At 45.3% G+C, this 17,625-nt stretch carries 17 protein-coding genes; 8 read left to right on the top strand and 9 right to left on the bottom strand.

Annotation, left to right across the window (positions count from 1 at the left end; translation table 11 throughout):
• Positions 1–60 precede the first annotated feature (60 nt).
• Positions 61–1,401 (bottom strand): MATE family efflux transporter, encoded by a 1,341-nt coding sequence (locus R7Z77_RS06280; protein ID WP_064354450.1) that lies wholly within the window; start codon positions 1,399–1,401, stop codon positions 61–63.
• 507 nt (positions 1,402–1,908) lie between these two features.
• Between R7Z77_RS06280 and R7Z77_RS06275 the strand changes: the two genes are divergently transcribed.
• A complete protein-coding gene (locus R7Z77_RS06275) occupies positions 1,909–3,057 on the top strand; it encodes a GGDEF domain-containing protein (RefSeq protein ID WP_053308037.1) in 1,149 nt (382 codons plus the stop codon).
• A 3-nt stretch (positions 3,058–3,060) separates the two neighbouring features.
• Here the strand turns inward: R7Z77_RS06275 and R7Z77_RS06270 are convergent, their stop codons facing one another.
• Together R7Z77_RS06270 and R7Z77_RS06265 are read right to left on the bottom strand one after the other, a co-directional pair.
• A complete protein-coding gene (locus tag R7Z77_RS06270; protein WP_005374405.1) occupies positions 3,061–3,342 on the bottom strand; it encodes a hypothetical protein in 282 nt (93 codons plus the stop codon).
• A 132-nt stretch (positions 3,343–3,474) separates the two neighbouring features.
• A complete protein-coding gene (locus R7Z77_RS06265) occupies positions 3,475–3,759 on the bottom strand; it encodes a pyrimidine/purine nucleoside phosphorylase (RefSeq protein ID WP_005383244.1) in 285 nt (94 codons plus the stop codon).
• A gap of 328 nt (positions 3,760–4,087) precedes the next feature.
• Here R7Z77_RS06265 and R7Z77_RS06260 point away from each other — a divergent pair, with 328 nt between their 5' ends.
• Positions 4,088–4,591 (top strand): DUF2850 domain-containing protein, encoded by a 504-nt coding sequence (locus R7Z77_RS06260; protein WP_005374408.1) that lies wholly within the window; start codon positions 4,088–4,090, stop codon positions 4,589–4,591.
• Positions 4,592–4,960: 369 nt separating this feature from the next.
• Entirely contained in the window at positions 4,961–7,504 is a 2,544-nt protein-coding gene (locus tag R7Z77_RS06255) for a glycosyl hydrolase family 18 protein (RefSeq protein WP_318136619.1), read from the top strand.
• A gap of 168 nt (positions 7,505–7,672) precedes the next feature.
• Here the strand turns inward: R7Z77_RS06255 and R7Z77_RS06250 are convergent, their stop codons facing one another.
• Together R7Z77_RS06250 and R7Z77_RS06245 are read right to left on the bottom strand one after the other, a co-directional pair.
• On the bottom strand, positions 7,673–8,530 hold the full coding sequence (locus R7Z77_RS06250; RefSeq protein ID WP_064354448.1) for an alpha/beta hydrolase: 858 nt from the start codon (positions 8,528–8,530) through the stop codon (positions 7,673–7,675).
• Positions 8,531–8,658: 128 nt separating this feature from the next.
• Positions 8,659–9,249, bottom strand: a complete 591-nt coding sequence (locus R7Z77_RS06245; RefSeq protein WP_005374416.1) for a TetR/AcrR family transcriptional regulator — start codon at positions 9,247–9,249, stop codon at positions 8,659–8,661.
• Positions 9,250–9,499: 250 nt separating this feature from the next.
• Here R7Z77_RS06245 and R7Z77_RS06240 point away from each other — a divergent pair, with 250 nt between their 5' ends.
• Positions 9,500–10,525 (top strand): acyltransferase, encoded by a 1,026-nt coding sequence (locus R7Z77_RS06240; protein ID WP_213967956.1) that lies wholly within the window; start codon positions 9,500–9,502, stop codon positions 10,523–10,525.
• A 420-nt stretch (positions 10,526–10,945) separates the two neighbouring features.
• Positions 10,946–12,376 carry a sodium:proton antiporter NhaD gene (gene nhaD, locus R7Z77_RS06235; RefSeq protein ID WP_005383238.1) on the top strand — a complete coding sequence of 477 codons (1,431 nt, stop codon included), beginning with the start codon at positions 10,946–10,948 and terminating at the stop codon, positions 12,374–12,376.
• A gap of 37 nt (positions 12,377–12,413) precedes the next feature.
• On the opposite strand, the gene R7Z77_RS06230 is transcribed toward nhaD, so the two are convergent.
• Positions 12,414–12,809 carry a GFA family protein gene (locus tag R7Z77_RS06230; RefSeq protein ID WP_017821038.1) on the bottom strand — a complete coding sequence of 132 codons (396 nt, stop codon included), beginning with the start codon at positions 12,807–12,809 and terminating at the stop codon, positions 12,414–12,416.
• Positions 12,810–13,010: 201 nt separating this feature from the next.
• On the opposite strand from R7Z77_RS06230, the gene R7Z77_RS06225 reads away from it, so the two are divergent.
• A complete protein-coding gene (locus R7Z77_RS06225; RefSeq protein WP_005374427.1) occupies positions 13,011–13,619 on the top strand; it encodes a YitT family protein in 609 nt (202 codons plus the stop codon).
• Between the two features lie 71 nt (positions 13,620–13,690).
• Here the strand turns inward: R7Z77_RS06225 and R7Z77_RS06220 are convergent, their stop codons facing one another.
• The 3 genes from R7Z77_RS06220 to R7Z77_RS06210 form a co-directional block, all read right to left on the bottom strand.
• On the bottom strand, positions 13,691–14,509 hold the full coding sequence (locus R7Z77_RS06220) for a hypothetical protein (RefSeq protein ID WP_017633819.1): 819 nt from the start codon (positions 14,507–14,509) through the stop codon (positions 13,691–13,693).
• A 100-nt stretch (positions 14,510–14,609) separates the two neighbouring features.
• Positions 14,610–15,092, bottom strand: coding sequence for a methylated-DNA--[protein]-cysteine S-methyltransferase (locus R7Z77_RS06215; protein WP_064354446.1), 483 nt, complete (start codon positions 15,090–15,092; stop codon positions 14,610–14,612).
• Positions 15,089–16,456 carry an AlkA N-terminal domain-containing protein gene (locus tag R7Z77_RS06210; RefSeq protein ID WP_031780807.1) on the bottom strand — a complete coding sequence of 456 codons (1,368 nt, stop codon included), beginning with the start codon at positions 16,454–16,456 and terminating at the stop codon, positions 15,089–15,091. The genes R7Z77_RS06215 and R7Z77_RS06210 overlap by 4 nt, the downstream gene beginning before the upstream one ends.
• A gap of 194 nt (positions 16,457–16,650) precedes the next feature.
• On the opposite strand from R7Z77_RS06210, the gene R7Z77_RS06205 reads away from it, so the two are divergent.
• Both R7Z77_RS06205 and R7Z77_RS06200 read left to right on the top strand, forming a co-directional pair.
• Entirely contained in the window at positions 16,651–16,854 is a 204-nt protein-coding gene (locus R7Z77_RS06205; protein ID WP_017633816.1) for a hypothetical protein, read from the top strand.
• Positions 16,855–17,179: 325 nt separating this feature from the next.
• Positions 17,180–17,623, top strand: a complete 444-nt coding sequence (locus tag R7Z77_RS06200) for a DoxX family protein (RefSeq protein WP_017821042.1) — start codon at positions 17,180–17,182, stop codon at positions 17,621–17,623.
• Positions 17,624–17,625 lie beyond the last annotated feature (2 nt).

The raw sequence follows: 17,625 nt of genomic DNA, 5'->3' as shown, positions 1-17,625 counted from the left end.
ATCAGTGCCTTTTTTGGTTTCTAACAACAGAATAAGCGTGATGCGCGATACCGAAAACCGTTAGCTCACCTTAAACTTGGTCCACACCTGAGAGCGCCAACGCCTTGCCATGATGATACCACGCACCCATTCATCGAGTGCGATTGCCATCCAAGCCCCTAAAACGCCATACCCCATGTGAATGCCAAAGATGTAAGAGAAAAGCACACCTAGTCCCCACATACTCAAAATCCCCATTTGCACTGGGAACTTGATGTCACCCGCGCCTTTGAGCCCCGCGATAAAAATCAGGTTAAACACACGTCCGGCCTCGAGCAAAATTGAGCCCATGACTAACGAACCTGCCAATGCGAGTATCTCTGGTTGATCGGTAAATACGCGCAGAATCTCTTCTCTAAACAGGTAAATCAGTGTGGTTGCCGCCGTTGATGCCACAAATCCTACTAAGAAGTAGATTTGTACGCGTTTTAAAATGCTGCTCACCCAACCTTTACCGATGTAGTAACCAGTCTGAATTTGCGCTGCCTGACCAATTGCCAGCGCGAAAGCAAACGAGAAACGGGCAATGTTTTGCGCATAAGTGAAAGCCGCTAACGATGCCGTCCCCATTTGCACCACAAAATACACAATGCAGATTTGCGCCACGTTGTAAGACAGCACCTCACCCGCGTTCATGCCGCCGATTTTTAAGATCTTTTTGTAAATCTCTACGGGCACTTGTTTCATGGTCGACATTGGTAGCTCAATGCTGCTGCGCGCGAGAATAAACCATAACATTAACGTACCGATGACTTGGCTGACGACGGTTGCTATTGCCACGCCTTGCACGCCATACACAGGTAAACCAAATGGCTGGTAAAGCGCAATATAGTTACCAATGATGTTGAACACACCCGAGATCAAATTCACCACCATTGGGGAACGTGAATAACCATGACTACGCAGAATAGTTGTAAAAACAACGCCAATCGTAACGTTAAACGTCATCGCACCGCTTATAAGCAGATATTCATGAGCGTACTGCTCGACTTGCGCTTCCAAGCCGTAATACGGGAGTAGATATATCGCACCAAGCACGGCAATCACACTCAATAGCACACCGACGAGCACAGACAACGCAATACTCGCAACACCAACGCTCACTGACTCTTGCTCGCGTCCAGCGCCATTGTATTGGGCAATCAAAATCCCCGTACCGCTACTGACAAAGGTCGAAACGATGATTAAAAAGAAGGTAATCTGCGTGATCACACCAACAGCGGATACGGCTTTGTCTGAGTAGCCACTCAGCATGAACACGTCACTGGTTCCTAAAGCCGTCCGTAGCAAAATTTCGACAAGAATTGGCCAAGCTAATGCCACGATGGACATTCGTTGGTTGATGTTTTGGCTTTTAGGCATGCTTGTAACCTTTCCTACAACTAAAAACTGCCTCACAATATTTGTGAAGCAGTTTAAAAATAGTGACTCGAACGAAGCTCGATATGAGGTTGTGATTTAGCGCGGATTCTAGTCGCATATTGGTCATAACGACAACAATATTTCGCCCTGTTTCGGAAAAATATTTCTAATGCATTTTCGAAACGACATATGCCTTGACGATACGTAGAGCAGAGATTGGTGAACAATACTCTCAATCAACGAGCACCGAACAGAATCAGGATAATCAATAGAAATATCTCCAACTAGATACATTACTTTGAGTTATCAGTCCAACCATATAGAGCCATGAAGAACCGTCATGAAAACCTGCATGCGCCACCATTCCTCTTTGAACACTCGCACCAAATCACACTGATGGCTTTGCACTAAAAATGACTGATATCACATTTGGAAACTTTGTTGTTCTATTTATCGCGAAAATACCGCCTAGAATAAGCGTACACGTTAATTAAGCAAGGATACGTAATGTCGACATTGGCTGGGGCGCGCTTAGAAGAAATGGCGGACATCCGCTCAACAAGAAAAAAGAAAATTGTCTTTTTATGCTCCAGTATCGCCGCTGCCTGTTTAACTTATGGTTCCATTGCTCAATCACTTGAGAATAACTGGGGTTTAAGCTTTTTCCATGCTTTGTGTGCCTTGGCATGCTTAGCAATCAGTTATGTAATAAAAGTCCAGCGGCACCATCAATACGCCGACTTATGGCTAAGTGCTGTCTTAATGTTCGAAGGGTTATTGTTACTTCTGTATAACGATGCTCCGTCAGGCAAAATGTTATGGCTATATCCTATTGTCGCCACTCTGGTATTAATTAATGAGTTTAAGGTCGGTCTGTTGTTCAGTGGCACCTACATTTTACTGATCTTTTTTGGGGTCGCTTTTTTAGATCGACTGCCAGCAGCCACAGAAATCATAGAGCGGAGATTGATGCTGACCCTGATAGCGACCGCGTTTGTGTGTCACACGTTCTCGTATTACTACACGAAAGTCCTCAATTACATTCAAACACTGTATCGTGAGGGGATTGAGGAGTTAGCATATTTTGACCAGCTCACTGGGCTTGCCAATCGCTGGAGCTTTGAGACTTGGGCGCGCGCAAAGCTCGATGAAATCAAGCACTCATCTGATGACAGCATCACCGCATTGGTCTTTCTCGATATCGATAACTTCAAGCACATCAACGACACCTACGGGCACGATATTGGTGACCAAGTACTTCAAGCCTTCGCCACTCGATTAAAAAATAACATTCGCAACAAAGACAGAAAAACAGATAAACACGACTACTCCATCGCTCGATTTGCGGGCGACGAGTTTGTAATCATGCTTTACGATGTAAAAAGTAAAGATGACCTCGACAGCATCCTAAAACGGATCGTAAATCTGTTTCCGACAGGTTACCGAAGCTACGATATGATTAACGAGTTAACGATGAGTGTAGGTGCTGCTATCTATAAGCAAGATGCAAAGGATTTGTCTGAATTGACTCGATGTGCAGATAAAGCAATGTACGCAGCTAAACATACTGGTAAAAACCAGTACGCCTTTTATGAGCACTGCAATACGGAAGAACAGTCAACATCTGATGCACCAGCGGTACCAGAAGCTTGCTAATGACTAAGCGAACACATGCATCACCCAAAGCCCCACAACGAGGAATACGATTAACCACACTACTTGCAACGTTCTGTTCGGCTTGTCTTGCTGACGAGTGGGGTGATCTTTAAACGCACGGCCCTTCATTTTGCCCATTAAGCTCTTTCCTAGAGCACGTCGATAAAATTCACGTCTCTTATGAGCGGCGTTGGCAACTTCGGTAAAGCGCTGTCTTTGCTCATTGGTGAGATCTTTATCCTCGTAACGAGGAGGGAGATCAGAATGCTTGCGTTGTACTGCCATCACTTCCTCCCTGGTCGATGGGTACATTTTTATTAAGTATATACCCAAATAACCAAAAAGATGCGTTATAAGTGAAGCACATAGACGAAAAAACCACCCGAAGGTGGTTTTATGACGAGCAACAAATGAACGCTAGAAGTACTCACATAAATACGCAGTCGCTTCTTTCACTTGAAGCTCAAATGAAGAATTACCTTCCACTTCAAAAAACTCACCACTTTGATAAGTCGTCCAATCGCTCTCGCCAACACGCTTGACCACAAGCGCACCTTTTACAACCGTCATACGCTCTGGTGCTTGAGTACCAAACGTGTACTCACCAGGAAGCATCACACCAACGCTAACATCCTGATCTTTCTGGTTAAAGCCTAGTGATTTTACACTACCAGCAAAATAGCTATTTTCCTTAATATTCATTATTGGTTTCCTTATCAAAAGTCCGCTCTTTTTTACCTTGTTTCTTTCCGTTACTCAAGCTTTGAAAGCCATTAAACTCAACGTAGTAACGCACATCCTTTGCTACTGAGCGAGAACCTCTTTTCGCGAGGATTAATCAGGCGACCTAAACCGAGCAAGAAAACCTGCGAAGTAATGAATGTGAGCAAACAATAAAACCATCAATAAGATGTGTATCTGAATGTAAAAGTGGACATTAGATCATAGTTTCGTCGTCTCAATGGCGGGATTGTTTGTTTTTAAAAAGGAAGGTTTCCACCATGTTAAAAAAGTGGAGAAAATTAGATCTATGACGGACTCGACTCGCCGAAGGCGAAAAGCACGACAAGAACCAAAACTTTCATTTTTGGCTCGCCACCAATCCAAAATCCTCAAGAGTACATTTGTCTGCTTCGGGATGGGTCTGTTGACGTTTTTTGGCTATCAAATCCACCTCTCCTATCAAGACCACATTGATCCGGAAAAGGTGTACGGCGAATGGATTGAGATTGGCGCGCCACCCTACCAAACAGAACGTCTCGTTTTCACTGAAGATGGGGTATACCGAAACCATCGACTTATTACGACGGAATTTGAATTCGATGGCAAGGTCATCACGTTGAATACCGGATTAGGAAAGACCGCGTATCAGATCTCGGGCTCTCATCTTTCACCTCAAATACGCCGTATTGAGCCTCTTATTCCAGATCAGCGATTCATTCGTAAAGGATTTGAGCATACCGTTCAGGGCTCAGAAACCGGCGCAGCCTCTAAACGTCGTGCCGCGTTGAGTGAACACTTCAGCCGTGACTAGTACGTCTTCACGGCTATTTTTCCTTTCAATTCTCTTTCTATATCAATGAAACAAAACCTTAATAAACAACAAAATAAGGCCTTCATCGCATTTAGCCAACTCGTTACTGAGTAAACAATAATTTTAGTTTCTGCTGAGATTTTATAAATTATTGACTCAGTCTGACACTTTCTGTGTAACAGAGTGCGAGTTTTAGTTAAGTTCTCTCAAGTGCCTCGAAAACCGTCTTAATTTTTTTTGACGAAAAAAAACTCTCTGAAATGCTGAGTGTGATGCTTTTGCACGTGGAGTAAATCCAATCATCTTATCTGGTGCAAGAGCAGCCTATGTTCTAGGTAGAACATGAATCCAAGGATTGAGAGAGAAGTTATGATTCGATTTAACCTATGTGCAGCTGGAGTTGCTTTAGCGCTATCAGGTGCTGCAGTTGCGGCTCCAACCGCACCAAGTATCGATATGTACGGTTCCAACAACCTTCAATTTTCTAAAATTGAACTCGCGATGGAAACCACGTCAGGCTACTACGACATGGTGAAATACCATGATCAAGCGAAGATCACTGTTAAATTTAACCAGTGGAGTGGCACACCTGGTGACACTTACAACGTCTATTTTGATGGTGTAAAAGTAGCAAGCGGCCCTATCACTGGTAGCCAAACGACAGCTTCGTTTGAATACGGCCAAGGTGGCTTATACCAAATGGAAATCGAAGCATGTGATGCGACAGGTTGTGCGAAAAGCGCACCAGCTGAAATCACAATTGCAGATACCGATGGTTCTCACCTGAAGCCACTAACGATGAATGTTGATCCAAACAACAAAACCTACAATACCGATCCAAGCGTCGTGATGGGTACGTATTTTGTTGAATGGGGCATCTATGGCCGTGACTACACCGTCGATAATATGCCGGTCGACAACTTGACTCACATCCTTTACGGTTTTATCCCAATTTGTGGCCCAAATGAGTCTGTGAAGTCTGTTGGCGGCAACAGTTTCAACGCGCTACAAACTGCTTGTACAGGTGTGCCTGATTATGAAGTCGTTATCCATGACCCTTGGGCTGCTTATCAGAAGAGCTTCCCACAAGCTGGTCATGAATACAGCACGCCTATCAAGGGTAACTACGCAATGCTAATGGCATTGAAACAACGTAACCCTGATCTAAAAATCATCCCATCGATCGGTGGTTGGACACTGTCTGACCCATTCTTCGATTTCGTGGACAAGAAAAACCGTGACACATTCGTCGCATCAGTTAAGAAGTTCCTGAAAACTTGGAAATTCTACGACGGTGTTGACATCGACTGGGAATTCCCTGGCGGCGGTGCAGCAGCCGATAAGGGCGACCCTGTAAACGATGGCCCAGCATACATCGCACTGATGCGTGAACTGCGCGTAATGCTTGATGAATTAGAAGCTGAGACAGGCCGTACTTACGAGCTAACGTCCGCTATCGGTGTCGGTTACGACAAGATTGAAGACGTAGACTACGCAGATGCAGTTCAGTACATGGATTACATCTTCGCAATGACTTACGACTTCTACGGCGGTTGGAACAACGTTCCTGGTCACCAGACTGCGCTTTACTGTGGTTCATTCATGCGTCCTGGTCAGTGTGACGGTAGTGGCGTTGATGAGAACGGCGAACCGTACAAAGGTCCTGCTTACACAGCAGATAACGGCATCCAACTTCTTCTTGCTCAAGGCGTTCCTGCGAACAAGCTAGTACTTGGTACAGCAATGTACGGTCGTGGCTGGGAAGGCGTAACTCCAGATACGCTAACCGATCCAAACGACCCAATGACAGGTACTGCTACAGGTAAACTGAAGGGCAGCACAGCACAAGGTGTTTGGGAAGATGGCGTAATTGACTACAAAGGCATTAAGTCATTCATGTTAGGTGCAAACAACACTGGCATTAACGGCTTCGAGTACGGCTACGATGCACAAGCAGAAGCACCATGGGTATGGAACCGTACTACGGGCGAGTTGATCACATTTGATGACCACCGTTCAGTGCTAGCAAAAGGTAGCTACGCGAAATCTCTGGGTCTTGCTGGTCTATTCTCTTGGGAAATTGACGCGGATAACGGTGACATTCTAAACGCGATGCACGAAGGTATGGCTGGTGGTGTGGTTCCTCAACCAAACCGTAAGCCAACCGCAGCCGCTGGCGCAGATCAATCGGTAACAGGTCCTGCAAATGTGGTTCTAGATGGCAGCCTGTCAAACGACTCTGACGGCACCATCGCAAGCTACGCTTGGGAACAAGTATCTGGCACAGCAGTGGTACTAACAGGTGCAAACTCAGCGAAAGCAAGCTTTGATGCAGCAGAAGTTACTGTTGAAGAGCAATTAACTTTCAAGCTGACGGTGTCTGATAACGAAGGTGCAACGGCATCTGACCTCGTTGTAGTAACAGTGAAACCAGCAGGTGTTGTTGACCCAGTGAACAACGCACCAGTAGCGCAAGTTGTTGCTCCAGCAACAGCAAACGCTGGTGACGTTGTGGTTGTAGATGCATCTGCGTCTAGCGATGCAGACAACGACACCCTGACATTCAACTGGACTCTACCTCAAGGTCTGAATGCAACGGTTGAAGGCTCTAAAGTCACGTTCACTGCTGCGGAATACCCGCAAGACACAAGCTTAAGCTTCACTGTAAGTGTGAGCGACGGTAAAGCGTCTTCATCGGCAAGCGCGACAGTGGTTGTTGCACAGCACACAACCGATCCGAACCCTGGTACTTGTGACAACGCATGGGATGCGAGCGCAGTGTACACAGGTGGTAACCAAGTGACTCACGCAGGTAAAACGTGGGAAGCGAAATGGTGGACTCAGGGTGACGATCCTAGCCAATCTGGCGAATGGGGCGTTTGGAAAGAAGTTGGCGTAGCTAACTGTAACTAATTTCAGCCTTGCAGACGTTCTGCTAAATAAACAAAGGACAGCTTCGGCTGTCCTTTTTGGATTTAACCTCTTAACGAGAAGAGCAACACCAGAGACGAAAAAGTCTGAGGTGTTACTTTCAAATCGAATTAGCGCAAAACGGAGCGAATCAATCAGTAAAAGTAAGGGTTACCAAGCACTATCGAGCAAACGGTCAAAACTACTGAAGACTTGCTCACACTTCATCACTCGACCATGCCCCTGACCTTGTGTTGTCACTAACTCAACGTTTTTAATCTCTTCAGCCGCTTTTGCCGAGACACTGTATTTGGTGAACTTATCTTGCTCATCATGAATAATAATGGCGTGAGACGGACGCTCAGACAAACGCTTCATCGGATCAATGGACTGTAACGGATAACTAAATTGGTCTTCAACTTCTGAAACCACAGCATTAAAAAGCTTCATCGAGTAACCGGAACGCGCAATGCTACCGAATAAGTTCTCTACGTAATTTAATACCGGAGCAATAAGCAGCAAAGGCTTGTTTTCTAATTTACTGTGCCTACACTCAAGAGCAGAAGCGGTGCCCATGCTGTGCCCAACTAGGCCAACAATATCCTCGACCGTATCCAACACATCTTCTAATCCTCTGACAAACCCCGGAATGTGCCCATACTGCCCCTCACTCTCACCATGTGCCGGATGATCGTACGCCAAAGCAGTAAACCCTTTCGACGCAATATGTTCCATCAGTGGATAAAACTGACTTGCCGTTCCAGACCAACCATGAGTTAGCACCCAAATAGGTCCAGAGCCCAAAGTATAGGTTTTGATGATGCCTGCATGCCCTTTAATTTCACCTTTGATAAGCCCTTGAGGCTCAATATTTTTAGGTTGCGTACGAGCCGGTGTCAGAAGAAGCTTGCGCGCGGTCTTCTTTGCATGTGACGGGGCCAGTGTATGGTGTAACCGAGTACTAATGTTCACCAAACTGCGCTTAATACTGAAACGTTGCGATGTATTAAAGTAAATTTTTTCACTCATAATCATGTCCTTAACTATCAGCTTTGCACAAAATAGAACGGTCGTGCTTTTTATACTGATAAGAAAGAGCGAACTCAGCCGCTCTTTGTGATTTTATGTCTACGAATCTGGGAAGCGAATAACCGATATTAGCCTTTCCAGCGAGAAAATAAGTTGTCGATCCCTTGCCAAAACAGACGCAAGCTTTCTTGCTCACCTTTAATTGAGTAAAAAACATGCGCACTCAAATAGAGACCGTACAAATCAAACGTTGCTTGGCGTGTATCTAAGTCTGCTGCAAATTCTTGCTTCTCTTTGCCTTTCGCTATTTGGATCTCCAAATAACTCAGCCAAGTGTCTATGGATTTACGCAGTCCGGCCTGAAGCGGGCAATCTTTATCTGCCGTATCATTCCAAGCGTCAAGAAACATACAACTTCCTTGGAATGCGTGATTCCAAGTCATCCAAGAGTCGAGCAACCCTCGAATTTTACGCTCGATATTGCCATCCCCGAGTTCTCGAGCAGGCTCAATAACCCGATCAGCGAACACTTTATTGGCGTGATCAAGCACCGATAGCTGTAAATTCAACTTCGAATTAAAGTGGGCAAACAGACCACTTTTCGACATACCGCATTGCTTGGCTAACTCTCCAATCGTAAGACTTTCTAATCCGTCTTCGCTGGCGATCTCAAAAGCCCGCTGCAGAATAAACTCTTTTGTCACTTTTCCTTTTTGCATAGTCTTATTTTTAGCACGATCGTTCTTTTTTGCAATCTCGAGTTAACTGGTCTAACCATTATTCAGTGCTATTTTCGACTCACGAATCAGGTATTGATTGCGTTAATAGGTTAATAATTAAGAAGTTTGAAGTAAGTCTTAATTTTCAAAACAGCTTCAATGTAAGCGCAAGTCTGTTGACTTTTTCACGTATTACTTCAGTAACAACCTGCTATTTTCACCTAAGTTTTTTATTTAGGTAAACAATGTAATGGCAAAGAAACAAAAAATAGCCAGCTTAGAGTTTGCACGTATCATTGCAATGCTTGCGATTGTGGGTTTGCATTGCCAGATGGCACTGACGTACTGGCAGTGGGATGGGATATCATGGGTTGGCTATATGCTCAACCAACTGGCTCGTTTTGCTGTTCCGCTATTCTTTCTCATCTCGGGTTATCTAATCCAGCCGAAGTTGAGTCATTCACCTATCGATACTCTTAAGAACTACGCCAAACCGTTAATGAAGGTTTGGCTCATTTGGAGCATGATCAGTTTACTGATGCCATTCCAATGGCAGACGGTCGCTGAGGCTGGGTATCTCGCCGAAAGGCAAGGTTATTGGGGGTACTTAATGTCAACCCCGATCAATTCACTCATCGAAGGCGGACTCGTTCATCTGTGGTTTATTCCGGCTCTGGTCATTGCCGTAGCGTTAATTGCCTTTCTCGTGCATATCAATATGGTGCAACTGATACTGCCAACTGCAGTATTGCTATACATATACGGGGTCTTTGCTGGCAGTTACGCGACCATTACCGACCTGCCAGCGCCTTTCTTTACTCGTAACGGGCCTTTTTTCAGCACGTTGCTAGTTGTTCTGGGTTATTTCGCACGAGAAGCGCAGTGGCGGTGGTCGCGAAACAATACGGTTCGATGCATTATTCTTGGCATAGCACTGCATTTTGGTGAAGCTTACTGGCTGATGCAACATGACATCGCTTTCAACTCGCACGACTTCCTATTCGGTACCGTTATCTGGGCTGTAGGTGTCTTTATGTGGCTTTTGGCTCACCCTCATTTTGGCGACATGCCTTGGGTCTTCAAACTATCTCCTAGCGTGTTAGGAATATATGTTAGCCATCTGCTTATCATAATTGTCATGATGAATGTCGCTGGATTTATCGGGCTGCAACACCTCGCGAAAGATGTGTTTATTTATCCTGCAACGATTGTTGCAACCATACTGCTTGTGAAAGCAATTGACGCTTCACCGTTGAAAAAATGGCTCCTACGCTAAATGCATTCAGCTCTAGATATAGCTAGCTTTAACTCAAAAGGGTTAGAGCTAGCCAGTTAAAAATGAGATTTCTCTCTCACTGACCAATTTTTGACTTTCTAATCCTTCAGAATTTGCTTTCACTCACAAAAAACATTGTTCATTTCCTTTAAATTGGCTCGACTATTACAACATTGCTCATTAAACGGAGGCTGTATGTGGGCAGGTCAAGGACTCGTTCCTTTTTTAGAGATTAGTCACTGGTTAACTTACGGTTTATATGCCGCTGCGGTTTTATTCGGCGCAGCAAGCATTGCGTCACTCAGAAAATAGTGGCGCACACTATCATTTCCTAACTCCTACTGTTAATTCGAGCTCTCTCACAACTAACTCATTCATTTGTGGCTAATATTTCTCCAACCAGACAAAGGAGAAATGTCTATGCCAATCTATCCAATTGTGGCTTTCTGCTGTTTGTTGTTCTCTAGCGCCACCTTTGCTGCATCAACCAATGAACTGAATCTTGTTAATTCTGGTGTCGGTTACGCGGCTCTGATTATCTTTTCGATCGCTTACATACTGGTTATGTTGGAAGAGTATCTGAAAATGAGAAAATCCAAGCCAGTGCTGCTCGCTGCAGGGTTAATTTGGATTCTGATTGGCTACACCTTTGCTCAGCACAACCAGCCTGAAATCGCCAAATCCGCACTAGAACACAACTTGTTGGAATATGCCGAGTTGCTGCTGTTTTTGCTCGTGGCGATGACTTACATCAACGCAATGGAAGAACGCAAACTCTTCGATGCCTTACAGGCGTGGATGGTTGGTAAAGGTTTTGGATTCAAAAAGTTGTTCTGGCTGACGGGGTTTCTCGCTTTTGTCATTTCACCGATTGCCGATAACTTAACTACAGCCCTTTTGATGTGCGCTGTAGTGATGAAAGTCTCTGGTGATAATCCTAAGTTCGTCAATCTTGCTTGTATCAACATTGTTATCGCAGCCAACGCTGGCGGTGCATTCAGCCCATTTGGAGATATTACAACCCTGATGGTGTGGCAGGCCGGTCATGTCAGCTTTGCTGAGTTCATTCCGTTGTTTGTACCGTCATTGGTGAACTACTTGGTTCCCGCATTTTTGATGTCACTTTTTGTTCCAAACACAAAACCGAATACGATTCACCAACACGTTGAGCTAAAACGCGGGGCAAGGCGTATTGTCGCGTTGTTCATTTTGACGATTGCCACCGCAGTCTCTTTCCATGCTATGCTGCACTTCCCACCCGTTATGGGCATGATGATGGGCTTGGCGTACTTACAGTTTTTCGGATATTTTTTGCGTCAAACTCTTAAACACTCACTCGCAAAAAAAGCAGCTATGGCAATTGCCAATGGCGATGATCAGGCATTGAAGCGCTTAGGCTCAGTGGTTCCGTTTGATGTGTTTCATCGTGTGTCTCGAGCCGAATGGGACACCTTGTTGTTCTTCTACGGTGTTGTGATGTGTGTTGGCGGTTTAAGTTTACTTGGCTACCTCGAACTGGTTTCAAACGTCATGTACACGCAATGGAACCCAGTCTGGGCAAACGTAATGGTTGGTGTCCTATCTGCAATCGTCGATAACATTCCGGTTATGTTTGCTGTACTGACCATGGAACCAAGCATGTCGATGGGCAACTGGCTACTCGTCACATTAACCGCAGGTGTCGGGGGCAGTTTGCTTTCCATTGGCTCCGCGGCAGGCGTCGCTTTAATGGGAGCCGCGCGTGGACAATACACCTTCTTTGGCCACCTAAAGTGGGCTCCCGTCATCGCCTTGGGTTATGCCGCCAGTATTGCGGTACACTTGTGGATGAATAGCGGTTTATTTACTTAAAAACACCTAGAATTAGTCACTTAACTTGCAATGTAACCTAACGGTCGGATGGATGGTTAACGCCATCCATCACTTCAATCGCTCCCAACTCATATGGGTTGACGCCCTCTAAGCAGCCGACATTATAGCCATACTCACTCGGGTCAGAACGACGCTGATGGTGCGTATAAATACCGCACTCGCCACAGAAAAAGTGCTTCGCAGTGTGTGTATTAAATTGATACTGCTTCAAGACGTCTTCGCCTTGCACAATACGAATACCGTTCAAAGGTACAGACGCGACAATCGCGCCACGACGTCGACACATAGAACAGTCACACCGTCTCGGTTTCTCAATACCATTGGGTAACGCCAGTTCCAACTCAACTTTTCCACAGTGACAACTCAGTCGATGTAATGTGTTGATTTGGGTGTTGCCAACTTTCTTAATCATAACTTTTCCTTGTTGTTTTTCTATCTGTGTACATTATGTTAAACAGGTTAATATCATCATAATCTCGTCCAAAAACTCGACATCCATCACTTTTCGCGACATTTTATTGGCCGATTTGTTAGTTGCTATTTTGGCGACTGTCTATCGCGTCCGTGAGACGTGTTATCTCCGGCGCGGTTTTTAAACCAAGGAAATTAATTTATGGACAAAGATCATAGCCTAAGAGAGAACCTCTTGGCTCTGACGCTCGGCAGTGCGTTAGTGTCACTTGGGGTGATATTTTTTAGCAAAGTAGGATTGCTCACTGGCGGTACGGCTGGCTTGGCGATCTTCCTAACCAAAGTGAGTGACTTCAGTTTTGGTCAGATATTTTTCGCTCTTAACCTCCCTTTTTATATTTTATCTGTGATGCGCATGGGTTGGCGCTTCACTATCAATACCTTTATTGCAGTTTCGATTGTCTCTTTTGCGGTCGATCATCTGCATCATGTGATTGAGATTTCACGAATCGAACCTTTCTATGCGGCACTTTTGGGTGGTGGGCTGATTGGAATCGGTATGTTGGTAATTTTCCGTCACAAAATGAGTTTGGGTGGCTTTAACATTCTAGCGTTGTACCTTCAGGAACGTTTTGGAGTTCGAGCGGGTAAAGTTCAAATGGCGTTAGATTGTGCCATCGTGGTGATGTCACTGTTCATTGTAGATGTGCACCTTATCGCTCTATCTGTTCTAGGTGCCATCGCAACGAACTTGATTTTGGCGATGAACCATAAACCAGGACGATACCAAGCAAAAGCGCAAGCAGCATAATCATCGCTGCATAGTCAACAACCCTAAAGCCCCCAGCCAGTCGCTCGGGGCTTTTTCATTCAACGCTAAGATCACGTCAACGAGCTCGTTTTGCAGTGCTGCTGCATCTCTTCATCCAATTTAGCTTTATATTTCTGGCTAAGATGGAAGTGTACTTGCATCAACAAGTCATGTGCGTGGAACAGCTCAAACGCGTCGCTACCATTTTGCTGACAAATAGCCTCACAGCGCTCAGCATGCACTTTGGCTTCTTGCGGTTTATCCGCTTTAAGCAAGCTCATCGCTAAGCGATACTCTGCGCGCTCTTCTTGCATCCAACCCCCTGCCACTTTCCAATAGTCTAGCGCGAGTGTCGCTGCTTCTAACATCTTCGATTTTTCCATGCACGTGCGCTCAGCCAGCGCTTCGTACTGACATGCTAAGTTGTTTGCAGTGATCGCGATAGCGCGCGCTAATGGCCCTTCTGCATCGTTCGGCGTCATTCCTAACGCTGCCTTCACCAACCATTGACTCGCCAGTTCAAGCTGAACAAGTGCAGAAAGTTCATTCGAAATCAAAGCGTAAACTCGGCGTTGTTCTTGCTCTTCCAATAATTCCATATTGTCAGTGCCATCTACGAAATAGCGCACAACGGCAATACTGCGTTGAAATGCCAAACTCTCGGCAACCTTGCGTTCATCAAAGTGCTCTAAACAAGTAAGAAACTGTTCTGGGCACTGGAGATGCCCAATAGCGGTATGCAGCATCAATGCGAATATTCGCTCGATTTGGGTAACGTCTTCCACCTCGCTCAGAGCCGTTTCTAGCTTAGCATAAACTTGTTCGGGATTTTCCTCGTGATGCTGCCAACACTCACTCATGAAGGCATCAAAATCCGTTTTGAAAGGCATGTCCTTATTGTCCTTCTTCTATTCGTATAACGATTATGAAACTCTACACTATCGTTACCCCTGTGTAGCACGCTTAATCCCAATACGAGAATCGCCTCACTTAAAGCAGTGTACCTTGCTCCAACGCGAGCAAACGTTGCTTGCGCTCCACTCCACCTGCATACCCAGTCAGTTTTCCGCTTTTGCCAATAACGCGATGACAAGGCACCACGATAGAAATCGGATTCTTCCCGTTTGCTAACCCAACAGCACGCACAGCTTTAGGGTTACCTATCGCATTCGCGAGATCTTGATAGCTCCACGTTTCCCCATATGGAATGGTCGTTAGTGCCTGCCAAACTTGATTTTGAAAATCAGTGCCTGTCGCTGCAAGGGGCAAATCGAATTCGTTGCGCAGACCAGCAAAGTATTCATCCAGTTGGGTGACAGCTTGGCGCAAGACCGGATGCTGCTCGTCTCGCCCCCCCAGCTCACTCGGCTTAGTGGTGCATGTTTCAAACCAAATGCCAAGTAAGCCCTCAGCGTTCGATTGGATAGTCACCGTTCCTAGTGGACTCGGCATTTCGGTATAAAATGTTTTCATGATTGATTCCATAAGTGAAACGTCGCGTAGCTTCCCCAAGGGGCCGCAGTGTGCGTATTCAGTGATGGGTAACGCTGCATCGCCTTTTTCACCACTAAGTCTTTATCTAGAAAGCAATCGGGTTGAGATTGCCCTCGCAGTTGAGCATAACTGACGGTCCAAGGTCCAATGCCTTTCAAAGCTAGCCACTGCTGGGGGTCAGCTTCTGAGTTGTCCTGCATAAACTGGGCGAAGCGCACTAGCGTCTCTTTACGGCTTTGCGGCATGCGCAAAAAGCTCACGTCGGCGTTCGCAATATCACTGGGAGTCGGGAAAAAACGTTTTTCTGACTCACCACTAAGTGTGGCCACCAATAAGTTAAGTTGACCAATCGCAGCTTTAACCGACACTTGCTGGCCTAAAATCGCTCTAGCCCCTGCTTCCCATGCATTCCATACACCAGGAATACGAATACCTTTACTCGACACGAGCCCAGGCGCGACATACTCCAAATGCTGCTCAACAGTACAAATATCAGCGTCAAGATCGAACATACGACGAATGTCAGACACCAAATTTTGCAGCTTCGTTACGTCTTCAATTTCAAACGCCAGTTCTAAGTATCCTTCACCTTTTGTCGCTTTAAACCAGGCTTTGCTGTCATCCAAAAAAACGTTGCGCTGATAACTCTCATCACTCACCAGCTCAACCCCCTCAACCGCTCGCAAACGATAGAAGTCCAACATGTGCGACCAATTCAACTCACCTCGATAAGGTAAGGCAATTCGATTGCAACCCGCACCATCAAACTCTTTACGGCGTACTTGAGAAGGCGTTAGTTTGAGAAACTTTTGAAAAGCATCGTTAAAGCGGCGCGTACTGTTAAAACCTGACGCAAACCCCACGTCGGTGACCGACATAGAGCTGGAGTGAAGCAACTGTTTGGCGAACATTAGTTGCTGATATTGCGCATACTGCTTGGGTGACATACCTAGATACTGCTCAAACAACATACGTAAGTAACGGTCAGAAATCCCAACACGCTCAGCCAACTCAGACACCGAATGGTGATGCAACTCCCCTCTATCAATTAACGAAATCGCTCGTTGAAAGGTCGTCTCGACACCTTTCCATGCCCAAGATCCAGGCGCGCTGTCAGGTCGACAACGTAAACACGGACGGTACCCTGCTTGAAGGGCTTGCGTCTTATCAGCGAAATACTCAACATTTTCTTCTTTAGGCAAATTTGCCGGGCAAATCGGACGACAAAAGATTCCCGTTGTTTTTACCGCCACATAAAATCGCCCATCAAAACGACTGTCTCGCGCGACTCGCGCCTTGTGACACTGCTCGAAGGTCAGTGAGGTATGGGGGTGAATAAACATAGTGCTTTCCTTGCTCATGCCTTTTGTCATTTATTGTTCATAGGCATCGTTCAATATAGTGTTATTGTAGCTTGCTTAAGCGCCCACAATTAGCCATTTTCGGAACTCAATATTGAGATTTATTGGCATTAGCGTTTTTGTACACTAAAGTTAGATCCAGAACATCACAACAACGTCGGCTAAAGGGAATTGGCATGGACTTACATACTTGCGTAATTGTATTAAGAAACCAAAAGGTTATTACCAGTAAATCCGTAGATCATTCTATTGGAATTATCGAACGAGACTCAGATAACGAGATCTCAGAAATTCAGATTAATGCGACGGATGGACGTAATATTCGAACTTATCACTACAACAATGTAGAGGAGTCATTAGAGAGCTTAATGAACCTCTGACGGTTTTCTTTAACTCACCTTTCTCCCTTGTTAAAAGCGAAAGCAATAGAGCACAGTACATGTGCTCTTTTTTTGTTTAACAGCAAAAATGTTTATCGAAAATAATGACAGACCTTGATTTAAAACAGACAATAATCGGCAAATAAACACCCGAATATAAAAATCAAGACATTGATTTAAATAAATAAAAACCAATCATTCAATTTTTTAGAACGAGTTTATCAAAATCCTCCCGTTATTTTTATGTTCGCCTCTACCTAAACTGTTCTCAACAGCACGGGAGCACACGCTTCCCACTCATTGAAAAGAGTCAGAGGACAGAATCATGAAAGCACTATTACAGAAAATTACCACATCAAACGCAGGTTACAGCGCACTATCACTTCGCGTTCCAATCGGCATTATCTTTATGGCGCACGGCGCACAAAAACTATTTGGCTGGTTTGGTGGCTACGGCCTAGAAGGCACAGGTCAGTGGATGGCATCTATCGGTTTAGGTCCTGGCGTACTCATGGCGTTACTTGCGGGCAGCGCAGAGTTCTTTGGCGGCTTGTTCATTTTACTTGGTCTGCTAACTCGACCAGCAGCGGTTGCTTTGGCGTTCACGATGGTGGTAGCGATATTCTCTGTCCACTTTGAGAATGGCCTGTTCATGGCAAACAACGGTTACGAGTTTGGCTTGGCATTACTGGCAGCGAGCGTTTCTCTGGCGTTCTCTGGCGCAGGTAAAGCAGCGTTAGATAACTTATTAAACAAAAAGCTCTCTTAAGG

The sequence above is a fragment of the Vibrio sp. 1401 genome (genome assembly GCF_033340295.1).
Note: the sequence above shows the minus strand (reverse complement) of the source record. Positions and strands in the feature narration are given on the sequence as shown.

Excerpts from the sequence above, each read along its gene's own strand:
- R7Z77_RS06280 (WP_064354450.1), bottom strand. The coding sequence starts at position 1,401 with ATGCCTAAAAGCCAAAACATCAACCAACGAATGTCCATCGTGGCATTA.
- R7Z77_RS06275 (WP_053308037.1), top strand. The coding sequence starts at position 1,909 with ATGTCGACATTGGCTGGGGCGCGCTTAGAAGAAATGGCGGACATCCGC.
- R7Z77_RS06270 (WP_005374405.1), bottom strand. The coding sequence starts at position 3,342 with ATGGCAGTACAACGCAAGCATTCTGATCTCCCTCCTCGTTACGAGGAT.
- R7Z77_RS06265 (WP_005383244.1), bottom strand. The coding sequence starts at position 3,759 with ATGAATATTAAGGAAAATAGCTATTTTGCTGGTAGTGTAAAATCACTA.
- R7Z77_RS06260 (WP_005374408.1), top strand. The coding sequence starts at position 4,088 with ATGACGGACTCGACTCGCCGAAGGCGAAAAGCACGACAAGAACCAAAA.
- R7Z77_RS06255 (WP_318136619.1), top strand. The coding sequence starts at position 4,961 with ATGATTCGATTTAACCTATGTGCAGCTGGAGTTGCTTTAGCGCTATCA.
- R7Z77_RS06250 (WP_064354448.1), bottom strand. The coding sequence starts at position 8,530 with ATGAGTGAAAAAATTTACTTTAATACATCGCAACGTTTCAGTATTAAG.
- R7Z77_RS06245 (WP_005374416.1), bottom strand. The coding sequence starts at position 9,249 with ATGCAAAAAGGAAAAGTGACAAAAGAGTTTATTCTGCAGCGGGCTTTT.
- R7Z77_RS06240 (WP_213967956.1), top strand. The coding sequence starts at position 9,500 with ATGGCAAAGAAACAAAAAATAGCCAGCTTAGAGTTTGCACGTATCATT.
- nhaD (WP_005383238.1), top strand. The coding sequence starts at position 10,946 with ATGCCAATCTATCCAATTGTGGCTTTCTGCTGTTTGTTGTTCTCTAGC.
- R7Z77_RS06230 (WP_017821038.1), bottom strand. The coding sequence starts at position 12,809 with ATGATTAAGAAAGTTGGCAACACCCAAATCAACACATTACATCGACTG.
- R7Z77_RS06225 (WP_005374427.1), top strand. The coding sequence starts at position 13,011 with ATGGACAAAGATCATAGCCTAAGAGAGAACCTCTTGGCTCTGACGCTC.
- R7Z77_RS06220 (WP_017633819.1), bottom strand. The coding sequence starts at position 14,509 with ATGCCTTTCAAAACGGATTTTGATGCCTTCATGAGTGAGTGTTGGCAG.
- R7Z77_RS06215 (WP_064354446.1), bottom strand. The coding sequence starts at position 15,092 with ATGAAAACATTTTATACCGAAATGCCGAGTCCACTAGGAACGGTGACT.
- R7Z77_RS06210 (WP_031780807.1), bottom strand. The coding sequence starts at position 16,456 with ATGTTTATTCACCCCCATACCTCACTGACCTTCGAGCAGTGTCACAAG.
- R7Z77_RS06205 (WP_017633816.1), top strand. The coding sequence starts at position 16,651 with ATGGACTTACATACTTGCGTAATTGTATTAAGAAACCAAAAGGTTATT.
- R7Z77_RS06200 (WP_017821042.1), top strand. The coding sequence starts at position 17,180 with ATGAAAGCACTATTACAGAAAATTACCACATCAAACGCAGGTTACAGC.